Raw genomic sequence first — 17151 nt, forward strand, 5'->3', positions numbered from 1 at the left:
AGCCCACAGCTGTTAATAGATTATACAAAAAAAGGAACCCATTGCTGAGTTCCTTTTTGATTTCAATCGTGTGAAATCTTACTTTCTCACTCTAATTTTTTCCTTGATACGTGCAGCTTTACCCTGACGTCCTCTTAGGTAGAATAGACGAGCTCTTCTTACTTTACCTTGTCTCAATAGATCGATTTGCTCGATCGCAGGGGAGATGATAGGGAAGATTCTTTCTACACCGATACCATTGGATATTTTTCTTACAGTGAAAGTCTCACCGTTAGAGTTAGGGTTTCTACGCTGGATCACAGTTCCTTGGAACTGCTGGATACGCTCCTTGCTACCTTCTTTGATACGTACGTGTACGTTGATGGTATCGCCAGCTTTGAATGAAGGGAATTTAGCTCTAACCTCGCTGTATTCCGCCTCTACTATTTTCATTAAATCGCTCATAGCTTTATGTTTTTATGCTTTCGCTGTTTGCCAACGCGTGGCTTATTAATTATTTCTTATACGATTCTGCATCGCTTATCCCAGTTCCTTTGTCACTGAGCAAGTCAGGTCTTCTCTCTTGGGTTCGGCGAACCGATGCTTCAAATCTCCATTCGTTTATCTTGGCTTCATGTCCTGACAGCAATACTTCCGGTACTTTCATCCCGTCATAATCGGCAGGGCGAGTGTATACCGGCGGTGCCAGCAGTCCATCCTGGAAAGAGTCTGTCAAAGCTGAGGTCTCATCATTCAGCACTCCCGGGATCAGGCGAATCAATGCATCAGCCACTACAGCTGCTGCTAATTCTCCTCCAGAAAGTACATAATCACCAATACTAATTTCCTTGGTGATGAATCGCTCTCTTACTCGCTCGTCCACGCCCTTATAATGACCACAAAGGATCAACAGGTTTTGGCTGAGCGAAAGCGCATTTGCCATGGGTTGGTCGAATCGAGCTCCGTCGGGTGTCATGTAGATGATCTCATCGTACGTGCGTTCCTTCTGAAGTGCTTCTATACATCGAGCGATAGGCTCGATGGACATTACCATCCCGGCTCCCCCTCCAAAAGCGTAGTCATCGACCTGCTTCTGCTTGCTAGTTGAATAATCCCGTAGATTAATCACGCGAATACTGGCTATTCCTTTGTCCTCCGCTCTTTTCAGAATGGAGTGTGCAAATGGTCCTTCCAATAATCCCGGTACTACAGTGATAATATCAATGTGCATGGGTTAGTCTTCCAGATAAATTTCAAGTAAACCTTCGGGTAATCGGCAGTAAACTTTTTTAGCTGCCTTGTCCACCTTCTGGATAATTCCGTCCTGAATTGGTATCAGCACTTCTTTTTCCTTGTGTGTTACTCCGAGGAGATTCTGTGTCTCCAGATCATAAACGATCTGAATAGGTCCGATCAGGCCGTCAGTCTCATCAAAGACTTCGAATCCGATCAACTCATGGAAGAAATACTGGTCATCTTTCAATTCAGGAAGCGCTGTCAAGGGAAGATAAACTCCCAATCCAACCAAATCTTCTACCTGATCGAGCGAGTTCAAATCCTCAAACTTCGCCAATGCTTTATTTCCAGGTTGGAGTACAAAGTGCTCCAGGAAAAACGGCACCAGCCGGGATCTTTGCTCTAAGAATAAGTGCTCAAGCATCTCATAATCCTCAGGATAATCGACATCAAGCATTATCATTACTTCTCCACGAAGTCCATGAACTTTAGACACGTAGCCTAATTGAAAGCTTTGGTCTTTATTCATGGGGATTTATATTAAGCTTTTGCTTCGTCTTCGCCAGCTTCAGGAGCTTTTTCTTCAGCAACAGGAGCCTTAGCTTCTGGAGCCTCTTCAGCAACAGGTGCCTTCTCTTCAGCAGCAGGAGCTTCTTCAACTACAGGTGCTTCTTCAGCAACGGGAGCTTCTTCAGCAACAACTTCCTCTACTACAGGAGCAGGGTTGTTAGCAGCTTCAGCAGCAGCTAGAAGAGCTTTTTGCTCATCTTCTCTTGCTTGAATACCGTCAAGTCTAGCTTGGTTCTTAGCAGTTTCAGCATCAAATGCTTTCTTACGGATATCCGCTTTAGCTGCAGAAATACCTTCAGCCTTACCAGCAATCTTCGTGTCTTTTTCGTTCAACCAAGCTTCGAATTTCGCATCTGCTTGTTCTTGCGTGATTGCACCTTTCAATACACCAATCTGAAGGTGTTTTTTCAGCATCACACCTCTGTAAGAAAGCATAGCTTTCACAGTGTCTGTTGGCTGAGCTCCGTTCAACAACCATTTAAGAGCGCGCTCATTGTTGATGTTGATAGAAGCAGGATTTGTGTTTGGATTGTAAGATCCGATCTTTTCGATGAAGCGTCCATCACGTGGAGCTCTTGCATCAGCTACAACCACGTCGTAGATAGCCATTTTTCTTCTACCTCTTCGTGCTAATCTGATTTTTACTGACATAAATTTTGTATGTATTTAGTGAGTGGATGGAACCCGTCCATCCTAATTTTGGAGTGCAAAGATAGTGTAAATCCTTGTAAAGCCATAAGTTGACTAAAGAATATTTGCCTAAAAGGAGTGTTTTGGGTTATCTTGTCCGATAAATCTATATTATCGCCTATTGCGCAGCAAATGACATGGTTCAATTTATATTTGCCTGCTGCAACATAACGAATAAGAGTTTCCAAAATTCTGGTTTTAATTTACAATCCTCAAACGAGAGGTTTTTGATAAAGATGGTTCCGTAGTTCAATGCCCGCCCGGCTGAAGCTATTCGGATGAGCGGATCAGGTTAACACGGTCGGACAGGCCCGCCCGGCTGAAGCCATTCGGACGGGGATAGAACAAGCGTTTCCTAAACGCTAGATCTAAGTTCGATTCTTAGCGGGGCTACTATAATTTTTTCAACTTAAATTTTCATTATATGTTCTACGCATATGTGCTAAAAAGTAAGATGCACGACTATTTTTATAAGGGTCATTGTCAAGACTTAGATAAAAGATTGGCTGAACATAATGCAGGAAAGACCCAATCAAATCGACCATATCTCCCATTTGAGATTGTGTATTTTGAAGAATTTGAAAGTGAATCTGGGGCAATACAGAGAGAGAAATATTTTAAAACCTCGAGAGGGAGAAAGTTTTTAAAAAAGATGTTGACCCCGTAGTTCAATGCCCGCCCGGCTGACGCTATTCGGATGAGCTGATCAGGTTAATACGGTCGGACAGGCCCGCCCGGCTGACGCCAGTCGGACGGGGATAGAACAAGCGTTTCCTAAACGCTAGATCTAAGTTCTCCGCCCGGATGACCCGGTCGGACGGGGATTCTTAGCAGGGATACTTCGTAGGATAATTCTAAAAAAAAATTCGTTTTGTAGGTGACTAATGATTCGATAAAAAGTCTATCTGATAGGCTCGATAGTCATTCAATTTCTTATTTCATTGCCTCTCTAATCTCCTCCAAAAACAACTTCACTTTCACTTTTGGATCACCTTCACCCAATGTTTCAAGTGGGATATATCCACGGTAGCTGGATTTCTGAATTATCGCCATGACTTTATCTACATCAGTTTTTTGCTCAACACCATTCACATACAGGTTCTCTTTTAATTGCCAACTGACCGCGTATGGAATGGCCTTTTCTATTTCCTCATAAGCATTAGAACGAAAACTTCCAATATCTAGAATCAGTCCAAACCAATCGGAGTTGACGCGATTGATGATTTCTATCGTCTCATAGGCTGTTTTCAGAAAATCATGGTGGTTTTGTATTCCAACAATAACCCCATGTGCTTTCCCAAATTCAACACATTCTTTAAGATCGGCCACCATATAATCGACTACTTTTTCTCGAGGGATATCTTTAACATCTGTTGTACCCGAGAAAACCCGGATAACAGGAGCTCCGAGCTTTTCTGCAGCTAAAATCCAATTTTTCACTAACTCAACACTTACTTTTCGCCTAGCAGGATCTGGATCGGTAAAATCATTACGCACACCCGTTCCGCTAATTTCAAGCCCCAGCAAAAAAGCCATTTGTTTGATATGATACAAATACTCATCGGAAGGGACTTCAGGATAACCCGGGAAATAGTAGGCGGTAATATCTACCGCATCAAACTGGTTGGCAGCACAATACTCCAATAAATCGTCCAAATTCATTTCGCCTTTCATCAGCGGGTCATTGAACGAATAGGCATTCAGGCTGGTCTTTAATTTTGTTGGAAGTTTTTGCTGCGACTTTCCTTCAAAAGGGAAACTTATGACCAAAAAAAGAAGGGTGACAAATATCCAAGGTTGGTCTTTATGATTTCGGTTCATATTCTTATAATCTATAAGTAAGTTATAACTCACATCGATAAGGTAAATATCCCTTACTTCCCGTCCTCACCAAAAACACATCCCCGCTCAAGGGATATTCCTTCAATTGCTCTGAGCTGATATTTTCCTGAGCCGTAGTGATCAAAAGCGTATCAAGATTTTCTCCACCAAAACAACAGGAAGTAACGTGAGGCACAGGGAGCTCGATTTTTTCTAGTAATTCACCGTTAATCGGATTCCAGCGATAAACTCCAGAACCTCCATAATGGGCTACCCAGAGCATGCCTTCCTCGTCAATGCACATGCCGTCAGGGAATCCCAATTCTTCCGGAATCTCAATAGCAATCCGTTCAAATTCTATTTCTCCAGTTTCCAAGTCAAATTTATACGCCTTGATCTGTCTGGTCGGCGTGTCGATAAAGTAAAAAGTCTGATTGTCCTCAGTCCAAGCCATTCCATTTGAAATGGTCAGCCGATCAAGTATCTTTTCTGGCTTTAGATCCTGGTCGACTCTATAAAGTGACCCAGCGCCTTCCGTAAATAAGGTGCTGAGAGTCCCGATCCAAATTCTTCCTTTAGGATCGACTTTCCCATCATTGAAGCGATGAAGAGGAAATTCTGATTCTACTTCGCAAAGCCAGGTTAGTTCTTCGGTTTCTAAATCAAATCTTGCCAGTTTTCGATCTAATCCCAGAATAAGGTTACCCTCCTTATCTTCCAAAACCACAGCCAAACGATGCGGGAAACTTCGGGTTATCGTCTCGTCAGTCTTGGGATTATGTTCAAATAATTTTCCATTTTCAATATCTACCCAGAAAAAACATTGTCGTCCTGCATGCCAATAAGGCCCTTCGCCGAGGAAGCATTGAGAGGGGATGGAGGTGTAGTTGTAGGTTTTCAAGATTTATAGTGTTGAAGAAGATGCAAATTTAATATGTGCGTTGTAAGGTTACAATGAACCAAGTGGAAACATTCCAAGTGCCATAATGAGCGAAGTCGAGGGGTCAGAGGTTCTACAAAATCTCGTAAATCCGATATCAAAAATCGTAAATCATTGGTGCCAATACTGAGCAATTTTCTTTTTCAAAAATGCTACTGATCGCTGGAGTTGGTCCATGCCATCCACGCCATCTTCTATGCTGATCCAGTTGTCAAATCCAACTCGCTTTAGTTCAGTGAAAATCGCATCGTAATCATTCAGGCCTTTGCCAACTTCCCCGTGACTGAGTCGAGCTGCATAGCCAGTCACACCGCTTTCCTCATTTTTCAAATCTTCAATAGTCCCATACTTCAAAAATCGATCACTGGCATGCATAGTGACTACTCGCTCCGATACCTCATACAATAAATCGAGCGGATCCTCTCCCGCCAAAAAGGCATTACTTGGATCATAATTCACGCCGAAATTCGGGTCTTTGATGCTATTGACCAACTTCGTGAAAAGGGCTCTTTTCTGTGCGAATTCAGGATAATCCCAAAAGTCATCCTTGTAGTGATTCTCCAGAATTAAGGTAATTCCCAGAGATTTGGCATAAGGAAGACAGGCTTGTATAGATTCTGAGGCAAACTTAATTCCCTCATCCTCGGAGAGTTCAGGGCGATATTGACCCGATAGTACTCGGCAGTATTTTCCACCAAGCTCGTCAGTCATCTCTATCCAGCGTTTCTGTTTCTGGATTTCTTTGTCCCGAAAGGCCTTGTCTGGATGCGTGAAATCCGGTGAACAGCACATCATAGGAATGACCATTCCCTTGTCCTCTACCATTCTTCGGAATAAGCGCCAGTTTTCTTCTTTTTCCATTTCTAGAAAACCTGCATACCACTCCAATCCATCAATTTCCAGTGCAGCGGAAAGTTCTATCCATTCCGATAATTTCATACTTCCATCCTTGCAAAGTGCTTGCATGAAAGCTTTAGGGAAGGCGGCAATTTTGGGCATGTTAGTTAAGTATTAGGTTCATTTATGTGGAATGGTACTCGCGTCTTTTGGAATATTTCTGCCAATCATGGGGAATTGCTCCAAATCAACCACTTGACCGCTGATCGGACCACTCTCATCTGAAAGCCAATAAATGGTTGCCGCAGCTATCTCTTCCGGCCAAATAATTCTCCCTGCAGGAGCATAGAGTTTAGATAAATCTTTGTACCAATTATCAGAAAGCCCATGTTCTTTTTTTCGCTCAATTTCTTTTTCGGTGAGTACCCAGCCAGGATTTATTTGATTGACCCGCACACCATTCTCACGAAAAAGGGAATCTCCCAGATTCCTTGTCATGGTCATTAATGCACCTTTGGAAATACTGTAGGCTAATAGATTATGCTCGCCGCTCCAGGCATTTATCGAACCTATATTCAAAACGGCTCCATGACTTTCAATCAAATGAGGCAAAGCAGATTTAATGAGAAACAAAGGTGCGATGGTGTTTACATCCAATATGCGGTTGAGAAACGCTTTATCTGTAGTCAAAAGGGTTGATGCCGCTACCACTGCAGCATTATTGACAATGCAGTCAAGTCTTCCCCAAGTAGCTATAGCCAAGTCAACCAGTCTTTGTCCTGCTCCTTCATTGGAAATGTCCTCTATGTGTAATTTTGCATGTTCAGCACCCAATTCAGAAACTACCTGAATTCCCAGATCTTCTTCCAATCCATGAATAATGACTTTTGCACCTTCTGACACGACCTTCTTGGCGATGGCTTTCCCGATGCCCATCGTACTTCCTGTAACGATAATTACTTTGTCTTTTAATCGCATCTTAAACTGGTTTTAGAACACTTTTTACTACTTCTCCACTATGCATTTTCTCAAATGCTTCATGCCATTCTGTTATCGGCCAGATGCCTCCGATAATGGGTTTTACGTCTAAAATTCCGCTGGAAAGTAAGCCAATGACTTTTTCCCAGATTGGCCAGTTGTGACTGAAACTTCCTTGCAGCCGCACATTTTTCTGCACTAATGGATCCAGAGAAAAATTGAATGGAGTTGGCCCCCAGCCTACTTTGGTGATTTGCCCATTTGGGCGCACTAGATCCATGGCAATTTTTAGCGTAGCACTGATTCCTGCAGCATCGATAATCAGATCTGCTCCAAGTCCATCCGTTTTTCTAGCCCACTCAGTAGCGTCATTTATGATAGGCGTGACTCCATAACTTCTCGCTATTTCAAGTCTTCCACGATCTTTTTCTAGACCTAGAATTGCCACATCTCCACCGCAGATTTTCGCAACAGCAGCACAAAGAATTCCAATGGTTCCTGGCCCTATGACGATTACTCGATCTCCGGGTTTGATGTGAGAATTGACCGCGACGGCATTGTAAGCAACGGAACAAGGCTCAGTCAAACATGCCTCTTCAAATGACAATCCATCAGGCACACGGTGTAAGCATCTGGCAGGAACTCTAACGAATCGTGTCATAGCGCCATTTACTCCATAGCCAAAACCTTTTCTGGTTGGATCCAGATTATATAAGCCAGTTTTGCTCATAGGGTTTTGAGGATCGATCACAGCAGCAGTTTCACTGACAACTCGGTCACCCACTTTCCAGCCAGTCACTCGATCTCCGACCACTGCGATTTTCCCTCCGAACTCGTGGCCCAAAACCACCGGATAGTTCACTGGCCAAGAATGATCGGAAGTCCACTGATGCAGATCGCTTCCGCAAACTCCCACATTTTCTACTTCCAATAGAATGTCCTCCTCTCCGATTTCTGGGACAGAGATTTCTCTGATTTCTACTGATCCTTTTGTCTCTGAAAAATTAACTACGGCGGCTGATTTACCTGATATTGACATGAAATAGTGGGTTTAAAAGTTGCTGATCGTTTGAGAATGTATAGCTGCGCAAATTTTCCGAAGTGACGCTTCAAGGTCGCCATCAGCAGTTTTGAAAGCATCTGCGTCTATTGTCAGTGGAGCGCCAAGTACAACTAGAGGGGCACCGAATTGTGGACATTGGATGGCTTGCTCCAAAGTAAGCCCGCCCACGGCCTGAACTGGCACTTTTACCGCTTTCACGACTTCTCGCAATTGATCCAGCGGACTTGGCATTCGATGACCAGCAGCGGCAATTCCCCGGCGCTCATCGTAACCGATATGATGAATCACATAGTCACATCCCAAATCCTCCAAAAATCTCGCTCCCTCCACCATATCTGGACAACCCAGATTGTCGCCCATTACTTTCACACCATAATCTTTTCCTGCCTGCACTACACATTTGATTGTTTCGGGATGAGCTCTTGCCATCACGACAACGTGCGTTGCTCCTGCTTTTGCCATCATTTCGGCTTCCAGATAGCCCCCATCCATGGTTTTCAAGTCAGCAACGATTGGTATTCCAGGGAAAGCTTCCCGCAATTTTCTGACTCCATGAAGTCCTTCGGCGAGAATCAGCGGAGTGCCGGCTTCCAGCCAATCTACTCCTGCCCGCATTGCCAAAGCGGCTGTTTCCAGTGCTTCATCTATGTCAGTTAGATCTAAAGAGATTTGTACTATAGGTTTCATTTTGGGTTGGGTTAAAAGTAAAGCAATGAAAAAACCATCCTGATATATATCGGCATGTACTAAGATTTTTAAGATAAGGAAATTTGGAAAAGATACTTTCCTGCTTTGGGATGAATGGAGGATTATATTCTGGAAATCAGTGAAAAAATCATTCATGAGATTGTTTACAGCAAAGTAGCGAAGGACGCAAAGGTTTTTTCGCAGAGACACTCTACTAATTCGTATTGAATCAATCTTTGCGAATTTCTCCTTGATCTTGGCGGCTTTTCGGTAAGTAAAGTCATAAAAAAAGCCCTGTTCTGGAAAGAAAAGGGCTTGTATAAAGTTGACGTAAAAATCAGGACCAGGCTTTTCTGAGGAATTTCAGCCAGTTGCCATGCATGACTTTAGAGATATCTTTTTCGGTAAAACCTCTTTTGCGAAGTAAATCAGGAATTGTATTCAGATCGCTGATGGTATTGAGATCAGCAGGACACTGCTCGGTACCAAAAGCTCCATCCAAATCAGATCCAATTCCTATATGATTAGAATTTCCAGCAATTTGGCAAATATGCTCCATGTGATCTATAACTGTATTCAATGTCACATTTCTTTCTCGTGGAGTAGATTTTCCTCTTTCCCATCCTGCACTAAGCATCCAAGCATCCATCGCTCCACCGATCACAGCCCCACGATCAATTAGTGCTTTGATCATTTCATCAGAAAACTGACGGTTATGATCTACCAAGGCCCGGCAGTTGTTGTGACTTGCCCAAACTGGGCCGTTGTAAATATCCAGTGCTTCCCAAAAAGCCAAATCGCACAAATGAGTTGCATCCAGGATAATTCCAAGTTCATCCATTTTGCGAATTAAAGCTTTTCCTTCCGAGTTGAGAGGCGCAGAAGCGTCAGTTCCATGTGCGTATCGTCCAGGGCCGTAATGTGCAGGACCAAGAGCTCGAAGCCCGCTTTCATAGGCTTTTTCCAAATAATCTACAGTCACTATCGAATCCCCGCCTTCTAGAGAAAGTATGAACCCCACTGGTTTGCTGGAATTATCTTCTCCATTGTCCCAAAGAGCTAAATGCGTATCCAACTCAACGAGATTTCTAATTTGGGCCATTTCGCCTTTTTCCACCATCGCCTGATACCAAGCCAGCTGACCTTGGGTCTGAGCCCAGGCTTGCTCTGGAGAATTCCAACCAGGAAGGGAATTTCCCGGTGCTACATAACGGGCGATTTGCGTAGCGACTACCAAACCGATGTTTCCTTCTCTTAAAGCAGGTAGGGAAACCACCGCATTTCCACGATCCGGCTTATCAGTAAGTTCCTTTTCCCGTGCATTTATTTCTGAAACTGGAAGTGTGAGATCACGATTCCATTCCAGTGCATTCATACTGAGATCAAGGTGGGCGTCGATTGTAAACATGGTTTAAAAGCTTTGAAGTACGAAAACTGTGGGAATTTTATGCAAGTCAAGAGGAATTTGCTTCCATTCTTGTGCTGTTTTGGTCAGGATCATTTCGTCTGAACCAGTAATATTTTTGGCGATACAAAGCTTGGTCTGAGGAGAAAGTACACGCAGTAAATCTTCCAACAATTGATTATTTCGAAACGGTGTTTCCATGAAGATCTGCGCTCTTCTTTCTCGAAGAGATTCAGCTTCCAGCTTCTTGATAGCGGCAGTTTTTTCTTTTTTGTCTATGGGTAAATAGCCATGAAAAGCGAAGGACTGGCCTGAAAATCCAGACCCCATCAATGCCATAAACATGGAGCTAGGACCTGCGAGAGGCACAACTTGAATGCCTTTTTTATGCGCATGTTCCACCGCCAAAGCACCTGGATCAGCGATACCAGGACATCCTGCTTCGGAGATAATTCCTATATCTGCACCATTCATAAGTGGCTGCATCAGTCGATTGATAAATTCTGGGGAAGTGCTCTTATCCAAAATTTCCATGTGAACTTCCTCTAAGTTTACACCGAGTTTCAAGCTAGAGATGTATAGGCGTGCAGTCCGCATGTTTTCAACTAGGTAGACTTTGGTATTTGCGATTACATCCTTCACCTGAGGTGAAATGACCACGTCTTGCGTATTGTCCGCCAGTATATTTGGAATGAGGAAGAGTTTTCCTTTGGGCATTTTAGATTGGTTGATTAAAAAAGAACGGAAAGTTAGGTGAAATGACGCTTTTGGGACTGGAAATTTTCTTAATTATGATGAACTGGTTGAGAGCAAGGCTACTTCAAAAACCGTCTAATTTCCTCAACCACTGCATCGGGCTGCTCTGCGTGAAGCCAGTGACCAGCATCTGCGATAAATTCCACTTCGTTGTTTGGGAAAAACTTATCGATGTCATCTAAGTCAGATTGCTGAACATAACTGGAATTTGCACCCGCCATGAAAAGGGTGGGGCCAGTGAAATTTTTGCCATCTGGTAAGGCAGTTCCTACTTCGTTGATATTCTCAGTAATGACAGGAAGATTGATTTTCCACATAAATCCATCAGAATCTCTTCCCAGACTTTTTAGCAAAAACTGACGCACTCCGATTTCGGGAATGTATTTAGCCAGCTCATCATCGGCTTCTTTTCTGGATTGAATTTCGGTAAGATCCAGCGCATTCAATCCCTCCAAAATATTTTGATGGTGTACCGCATAATATCGAGGTGCAATGTCAGCTACGATCAATTTATCTACTTTCTCAGGGTATTTTAGTGCGAAATTCATCACTGTTTTACCTCCCATGGAGTGTCCCATCAGGAAAGCTTTCTCCAAGCCTTCATTATCCATGAGCTCTTTCAGATCTTCCACCATCACATCGTAGTTCCACTCATCAGACTGCGGAGAATCACCGTGATTACGCTGATCAATGAGGTAAAGCGTATAGTTGTCCTTAAGCTCTTTGGAAATGCTAAACCAATTATCCGCCGAACCAAAAAGGCCGTGAAGTATGATTAATGGCTTTCCAGAGCCTAGTTTTTTAAAATTTAACTGCATTTTAGATTTACGATATGCGAATTACGATTTACGAGATCCTTTGAACCTCAAACCATCATTCCTGTTCTCTGACAATTTTTCAATTTTTAATCTTACAATTCAACACTACAATTCCAGTTTCCTTCTATACATCTGAATTGTGTTTTCCAGGCCATAATAAAGCGCATCACAAACCAAAGCATGGCCGATAGAAACTTCATCTAAGTAAGGAATGCTTTGTTTCAAAAAGGCTAAGTTTTGCAAATCCAGATCGTGTCCGGCGTTTAGTCCCATTCCCAATTCCCGCGCCAATTCCGCCACTTCTATGTAAGGTTTCACGGCTGCATCCCGGTCTTTGTGATAATTGGTAGCATAAGGTTCCGTATACAACTCCACACGATCCGTGCCTGTGAGTTTTGCGGGTTCGAAGTATTTGATTTCTGGATTAATAAAAATCGAAACTCGCACGCCAGACTCGTGAAGCTCGGCGACGATGTCTTTCAACATGCTCTGATTTGAAATCGTATCCCAACCATTATTTGACGTAATGGCTGTTGGAGGATCAGGGACAAGTGTTGCTTGTGCAGGTTTCACCAGGCGCACCAGCTCCATAAAACGCTGATCCGGATATCCTTCAATGTTGAATTCGGTCGTTACTACTTTCGCCAGATCCAGTACATCCTGATAGCGAATGTGGCGCTCATCCGGTCGCGGATGGACGGTAATCCCCTGTGAGCCAAAGCGCTCTGCATCAAGTGCTACTTTCACAACATTTGGATTATCTGCTCCGCGGGCATTGCGAAGGGTGGCGATCTTGTTAATATTTACGCTTAGCTTGGTCATATCCGAGTCGAAAAAGGTATTTTTGTCAGTATTATTAGAAGTGTAACGCAAACTTAGGACTAATGAGTTTAAAGCAGAAAATAGAAAGTGAAATAAAATCAGCAATGATTGCTAGAGACAAAATCCGTTTGGGAGCTTTGCGATCTATCAAGTCGCTGATTCTTTTGGAAGAAACTAAAAGTGGAGCGAAGGCTGACATCACTGAAGAGGACGAGTTGAAGTTGTTGACCAAAGCAGCAAAGCAGCGCAAGGATTCGGCAGATATCTATGAGCAGCAAGCACGCTTTGATTTATATGAGGTGGAAATGGCTGAGTTGAAAGTGCTTCAGGAATTCCTTCCAGTTGCGTTGACAGACGAGGAAATTTCTGCTGCTATCAAGGAAATAATAGCTCAGACAGGAGCTTCCAGCCCAAAAGACATGGGCAAAGTAATGGGAGTTGCAAGCAAGCAATTGGCTGGAAAAGCTGACGGCAAGGTGATTTCTGAGAAAGTCAAAGCCATACTGAACAGCTAAGTTGAGCCTAATAGATATTATCATAGTGATCATTCTTGGTCTAGGAACCTATGAAGGATACCGTAAAGGTTTCCTTCTTGGTGTTCTGGGCCTTTTTGGCTTTGTGATCGCAGTGATCTTGGGCCTTTATTTCATGTCGCCAATGAATGACTGGCTAGCTGAAAATGTCACAGAATTCAACCTCGGCTTTCCCATTTTTGGCTTTATAGTCGTCTTTGTACTTACGCTATTGTTCATCAAAGTTGCTGGCTGGATATTGAAACAGGTCATGGATATGGTTCTACTTGGACCGTTAGACGCGATAGTCGGAGCACTTTTTGGGGCCGTGAAAGCAGCTTTTTTTATCAGTTTGTTCTTTTGGCAAGCCAGTCTTTTCAAATTGGAGATGCCAAAGAAATGGACTAAGGATTCAGAAATGCTTTACTTCATTGAGCCAATAGCACCAGCAATTGTCGCTGCCATTGAGCCGTTTTTCCCAAGTATTGAAGAGAGCTTGAAGAAGTTGGAAGAGGTAGTGGAGAAAATCAAAGATGCTACTACTGATTGATAATTTTGATTCCTTCAGCCATATGTTGGCTGATTTGCTGAGACAGACGGGGGAGCAATTACTTGTGCTTCGCAATGATGTCTCGCTGGAGGAAATCAAAAGGTTGGAATTTGATGGGCTGGTCTTATCTCCTGGACCAGGCATTCCTCAGAATGCTGGAAATCTCAATAAAATCTTCTCAGCTTATTACGATAAAGTCCCTGTGCTGGGAGTTTGTCTGGGGCATCAGGCTATAGGTGAGTTTTTTGGAGCAACGCTGAAAAAGAATACTGTTCCAACTCATGGGAAAGTGCATCAAGTCAGAAAGACTAATGCTCATCCATACACTAAAGAACTACCTGAATCCTTCAAAGTAACACGATATCACTCTTTACAATTAGCCAATTTGCCAGAGGAACTCGAAGTGATTTTGGAGACTGAGTCTGGAGAAGTAATGGGGATGGCCCACAAAAGTTTACCGATTCTTGGGATTCAATATCACCCGGAAGCGCACCTGACTGAATATGGCTTGGCGCTTGTGAAAAGCTGGGTTCAAGCCACTAAAGTCGATGTTTTGTAACCCCCCTTATTTTTTGACAAGCCTACTTCTATAAAGCGTAAAATCTTCCTGCTCTTCTTCCCCCACGTATTTTTTCATCCACCAAATATCATCTCCGATTACAGAAAAATTATACGGGTTCATTTCTGGCAATGCTAAGGGAATGATATCGCCGTTCTGTGTGAGTACTACGGTTCGTGTTTTTGTTTCTTTGGATAGCTCCGCTCTTAATTCTTTTGATGCTTCTTTTGCAATTACTCGCGCTATATCATCTTTATTAGCCGGAGTAGGTTTGTAGCTGATCAACAAGTCATCTCCATATTTTTCAAGATTAAGTATTTGAGAAGGGTATGGAATGATCTTATAATCAAAAATTTGTGCGAAGCTCACCGCTCCCTTTTCGAATCCTTCGCCCGCTGCAAATCCCTCTAGGCTCAATGCTGTCTTTTCCTTCAAGACAGGAGATTCTCCAGACCAATCATACGTATATAAAATTGGCTCATTTTGAAACATGAGATACAGCAACTGAGATTCTTCATCATAGGAGAATACAGGTCTGAAATCAGCAAAGAAAAACACATTTCCATTTAAGAATTGAGAACCTTCTGGGAATGGCAACAAGGTTTTGGTTTCCTCTGTTTCCAGGTCAGTTAGAATCAAGTTTTTCCTTGTTTGGAGGAATTCAGGATCATAGTCACCAGGTGCCTCTTCGATTATGTCCAGTGAATAAAGCAAGTATTCCTTTCCGTCTTTTTCGATGACTTGGTACGTTTTGAAATGCGAAAAAGGTCCTCCCAAACCCCATTGGTTCTGATAAACCCCAAAATTCTGGACTATTTCACCATCTTTCTTGAAAACTTTCAGGCCATTCATAATATCCAAAATCACCAGATTCCCAGCCTTGTCTTGTGCGAAATTTCCTCCAGACATGGAGAAAGCTCCCGGCACATCACCTGTCTTGTCCCATTTATCTGTTGGATTTCCATCCCTGTCGAATAGGTAAACATCAGAAGAAGCTCCATCTCTGAAAATAATACCATCCTCGTCAGCCGTTTGAAAAAGAAAAACCCGTACAAGTATATCATGCACCGTCACTGAATCTAAGACCTCCAGTTCATAGCTGGGCAATTCATTCGAACTGTTTTCAGATTGATTATCTTTTGTCTGACAAGAAAAAATCAGACATACTACAGAAGTAAAAAGCCATTGAATCTTCATAGAGGTAGTTTTAAGAATACTATTATAAGAAATTTAAGTTAGTTGAACAGTCTCTATTCTCATTTTTAAACACTTTTATTGTAGCTACTGAAAAATCAATTATTCAACTCCTGCGAAATTCTTACCTTTGTAGCTGATTATGAAATCGAGCAATATTCTGAAAGTGACAAAGAGAAATGATTAAGTGCGCTGCGAGATTCCATCTGACGATTGAAAAACAATTATAAACAGATGAAAAAGAAGCCATTCACAGTTGTCTATGAGGACAACCACCTTTTGATAGTAAATAAAGCCGCTGGTCTATTGGTGCAGGGAGATAAGACGGGGGACAAAACCTTGACGGATTACCTCAAAGAGTACATAGCAAAGAAATACAACAAACCAGGGGATGTTTTTTTACACCCGATTCACCGGCTGGATCGTCCGGTAAGTGGATTAGTTGCTTTTGCCCGTACATCGAAGGGGCTGGAGCGCATGATGGAGATTTTCCGAAAGCGAGAGATACATAAAGTTTATTGGGCACTCGTAAAGAGAAAGCCAAGGGAAGAAAGTGGGAAACTGACCCATTATCTAGTCAAAGACGAACAGAAAAATGTGGTGACTGCACACGATCGTGAAGTACCAGGATCTCAAAAAGCTGAGTTGAATTACAAGACGCTTGGATTTATGAATGACCACTGGCTATTAGAAGTTCGCCCTATATCCGGTCGTCCGCATCAGATCCGCGTTCAGTTGGCATCTATGGGTTGCCCGATTCGTGGAGATATTAAGTATGGCTTCGCAAAGCCAAATCCAGATGCGAGCATCAACTTGCATGCATTCAATTTGATTTTTGTACATCCGATCAAAAAGGAAAAACTTTACTTAAGAGCCGCTGTGCCGGAAGAGGAATTCTGGGAGCAGTTCTTAGAATACGAAAGCATCAAGACGAAAGACCAGCACTTGGATAATTCGTTCAGTGGATAAGAATTTAACCTTTGAGATTTATAAAATCTCAAAGGTTTTTTTATGGGAATTTACCTCAAAGTTCACAGTGGTTCGGCAGGCTCACCAACCAAGGATTTGGCAAAGAGGCAGAGAGATTATTGGCCCTTATCTCTTATTTTTTAGGGATAATGACATATTATGGGTGGCTCTGTTTTTTATGGTTGGCTAAAAATCAATTATAGAATTGTTTAACTTTTGCCTATGAAAAATATCTTACTTATTCTCATCAGTATCTTACTTTTTGCGGCATGCTCAAGCAAGCAAGAACCGAAAACCATCTACATCGTTCGTCATGCAGAAAAGCAGTTGACAGGAAATGATCCTGAGCTTTCTGTCGCAGGAAACGCCCGTGCAGTAAAGCTTTCCCAGATTCTAGCAGATAAAGAGATTAAGCATATTTATAGCACCAATTATAAGAGAACTCGTCTAACGGCGACACCTACAGCTAGCGAAGCTGGTATTGAGATAGAAACGTATGAGCCGAAAAATCACGATACTCTTATAGATCAACTTAGGAAGCTGGAAGGAAATGCATTAGTAGTTGGGCACAGCAATACGGTGGGCCAAATCGCCAATTATTTTGTAGGTGATGGTAATAAATACCAAGATCTGGAAGATTCAGAATACAATTTTATCTATGTGGTCACGCTAGATAAGGAGGGAAATTCATCTGTGGTCACAAAAACATATAAGGATTATTGAATTGCGGGATTTTCAATGATTCTATAGGCCATTCAGTCTTCT

21 protein-coding genes are annotated in these 17151 nt (G+C 42.6%); 6 read left to right on the plus strand and 15 right to left on the minus strand.

Annotation, left to right across the window (positions count from 1 at the left end):
• Window positions 1-78 precede the first annotated feature (78 nt).
• From rplS to ESV85_RS01815, 4 genes are read right to left on the minus strand one after another with little or no spacing between them, the layout of a single operon-like run.
• Window positions 79-444 carry a 50S ribosomal protein L19 gene (gene rplS / locus ESV85_RS01800; protein WP_091692379.1) on the minus strand — a complete coding sequence of 122 codons (366 nt, stop codon included), beginning with the start codon at window positions 442-444 and terminating at the stop codon, window positions 79-81.
• Between the two features lie 49 nt (window positions 445-493).
• Window positions 494-1210 carry a tRNA (guanosine(37)-N1)-methyltransferase TrmD gene (gene trmD / locus ESV85_RS01805; protein WP_146914527.1) on the minus strand — a complete coding sequence of 239 codons (717 nt, stop codon included), beginning with the start codon at window positions 1208-1210 and terminating at the stop codon, window positions 494-496.
• Window positions 1211-1213: 3 nt separating this feature from the next.
• A complete protein-coding gene (gene rimM / locus ESV85_RS01810; protein ID WP_146914528.1) occupies window positions 1214-1744 on the minus strand; it encodes a ribosome maturation factor RimM in 531 nt (176 codons plus the stop codon).
• Between the two features lie 11 nt (window positions 1745-1755).
• Complete coding sequence (locus ESV85_RS01815; RefSeq protein ID WP_146914529.1) at window positions 1756-2436, minus strand: 30S ribosomal protein S16; 681 nt, start codon at window positions 2434-2436, stop codon at window positions 1756-1758.
• Window positions 2437-2899: 463 nt separating this feature from the next.
• Between ESV85_RS01815 and ESV85_RS01820 the strand changes: the two genes are divergently transcribed.
• Complete coding sequence (locus ESV85_RS01820; RefSeq protein WP_146914530.1) at window positions 2900-3142, plus strand: GIY-YIG nuclease family protein; 243 nt, start codon at window positions 2900-2902, stop codon at window positions 3140-3142.
• Window positions 3143-3408: 266 nt separating this feature from the next.
• Here the strand turns inward: ESV85_RS01820 and ESV85_RS01825 are convergent, their stop codons facing one another.
• The 10 genes from ESV85_RS01825 to ESV85_RS01870 all read right to left on the minus strand — a co-directional run bounded on the left by ESV85_RS01825 (window position 3409) and on the right by ESV85_RS01870 (window position 12602).
• Entirely contained in the window at window positions 3409-4296 is an 888-nt protein-coding gene (locus tag ESV85_RS01825) for a sugar phosphate isomerase/epimerase family protein (RefSeq protein ID WP_146914531.1), read from the minus strand.
• A gap of 22 nt (window positions 4297-4318) precedes the next feature.
• Window positions 4319-5197 (minus strand): SMP-30/gluconolactonase/LRE family protein, encoded by an 879-nt coding sequence (locus ESV85_RS01830; protein ID WP_146914532.1) that lies wholly within the window; start codon window positions 5195-5197, stop codon window positions 4319-4321.
• A gap of 150 nt (window positions 5198-5347) precedes the next feature.
• On the minus strand, window positions 5348-6235 hold the full coding sequence (locus ESV85_RS01835; protein ID WP_146914533.1) for a sugar phosphate isomerase/epimerase family protein: 888 nt from the start codon (window positions 6233-6235) through the stop codon (window positions 5348-5350).
• A gap of 18 nt (window positions 6236-6253) precedes the next feature.
• A complete protein-coding gene (locus ESV85_RS01840; RefSeq protein WP_146914534.1) occupies window positions 6254-7051 on the minus strand; it encodes an SDR family oxidoreductase in 798 nt (265 codons plus the stop codon).
• 1 nt (window position 7052) lies between these two features.
• Window positions 7053-8090, minus strand: coding sequence for a zinc-binding dehydrogenase (locus ESV85_RS01845; protein ID WP_146914535.1), 1038 nt, complete (start codon window positions 8088-8090; stop codon window positions 7053-7055).
• Between the two features lie 12 nt (window positions 8091-8102).
• Complete coding sequence (locus tag ESV85_RS01850) at window positions 8103-8801, minus strand: orotidine 5'-phosphate decarboxylase / HUMPS family protein (protein WP_146914536.1); 699 nt, start codon at window positions 8799-8801, stop codon at window positions 8103-8105.
• A 337-nt stretch (window positions 8802-9138) separates the two neighbouring features.
• Window positions 9139-10209, minus strand: a complete 1071-nt coding sequence (locus tag ESV85_RS01855; RefSeq protein ID WP_146914537.1) for a dipeptidase — start codon at window positions 10207-10209, stop codon at window positions 9139-9141.
• Between the two features lie 3 nt (window positions 10210-10212).
• A complete protein-coding gene (locus ESV85_RS01860; protein ID WP_146914538.1) occupies window positions 10213-10923 on the minus strand; it encodes an SAM-dependent methyltransferase in 711 nt (236 codons plus the stop codon).
• A gap of 98 nt (window positions 10924-11021) precedes the next feature.
• Entirely contained in the window at window positions 11022-11780 is a 759-nt protein-coding gene (locus ESV85_RS01865) for an alpha/beta fold hydrolase (RefSeq protein WP_146914539.1), read from the minus strand.
• Between the two features lie 105 nt (window positions 11781-11885).
• A complete protein-coding gene (locus ESV85_RS01870; protein ID WP_146914540.1) occupies window positions 11886-12602 on the minus strand; it encodes a pyridoxine 5'-phosphate synthase in 717 nt (238 codons plus the stop codon).
• 62 nt (window positions 12603-12664) lie between these two features.
• On the opposite strand from ESV85_RS01870, the gene ESV85_RS01875 reads away from it, so the two are divergent.
• From ESV85_RS01875 to ESV85_RS01885, 3 genes are read left to right on the plus strand one after another with little or no spacing between them, the layout of a single operon-like run.
• A complete protein-coding gene (locus tag ESV85_RS01875; RefSeq protein ID WP_146914541.1) occupies window positions 12665-13117 on the plus strand; it encodes a GatB/YqeY domain-containing protein in 453 nt (150 codons plus the stop codon).
• Between the two features lies 1 nt (window position 13118).
• On the plus strand, window positions 13119-13664 hold the full coding sequence (locus ESV85_RS01880; RefSeq protein ID WP_146914542.1) for a CvpA family protein: 546 nt from the start codon (window positions 13119-13121) through the stop codon (window positions 13662-13664).
• Window positions 13648-14223, plus strand: a complete 576-nt coding sequence (locus ESV85_RS01885; RefSeq protein ID WP_146914543.1) for an anthranilate synthase component II — start codon at window positions 13648-13650, stop codon at window positions 14221-14223. The genes ESV85_RS01880 and ESV85_RS01885 overlap by 17 nt, the downstream gene beginning before the upstream one ends.
• 6 nt (window positions 14224-14229) lie before the next feature.
• Here ESV85_RS01885 and ESV85_RS01890 read toward each other — a convergent pair whose 3' ends face one another.
• Window positions 14230-15420 carry a hypothetical protein gene (locus tag ESV85_RS01890; protein ID WP_146914544.1) on the minus strand — a complete coding sequence of 397 codons (1191 nt, stop codon included), beginning with the start codon at window positions 15418-15420 and terminating at the stop codon, window positions 14230-14232.
• A 231-nt stretch (window positions 15421-15651) separates the two neighbouring features.
• On the opposite strand from ESV85_RS01890, the gene ESV85_RS01895 reads away from it, so the two are divergent.
• A complete protein-coding gene (locus ESV85_RS01895; protein WP_092894135.1) occupies window positions 15652-16386 on the plus strand; it encodes an RluA family pseudouridine synthase in 735 nt (244 codons plus the stop codon).
• A 222-nt stretch (window positions 16387-16608) separates the two neighbouring features.
• Window positions 16609-17109: a SixA phosphatase family protein gene (locus ESV85_RS01900; RefSeq protein ID WP_146914545.1), complete on the plus strand. Its 501-nt coding sequence runs from the start codon at window positions 16609-16611 to the stop codon at window positions 17107-17109.
• Window positions 17110-17151 lie beyond the last annotated feature (42 nt).

It is taken from the genome of Algoriphagus aquimarinus, from assembly GCF_007997215.1.
In the GTDB taxonomy this organism is placed as follows: Bacteria; Bacteroidota; Bacteroidia; order Cytophagales; family Cyclobacteriaceae; genus Algoriphagus; species Algoriphagus aquimarinus_A.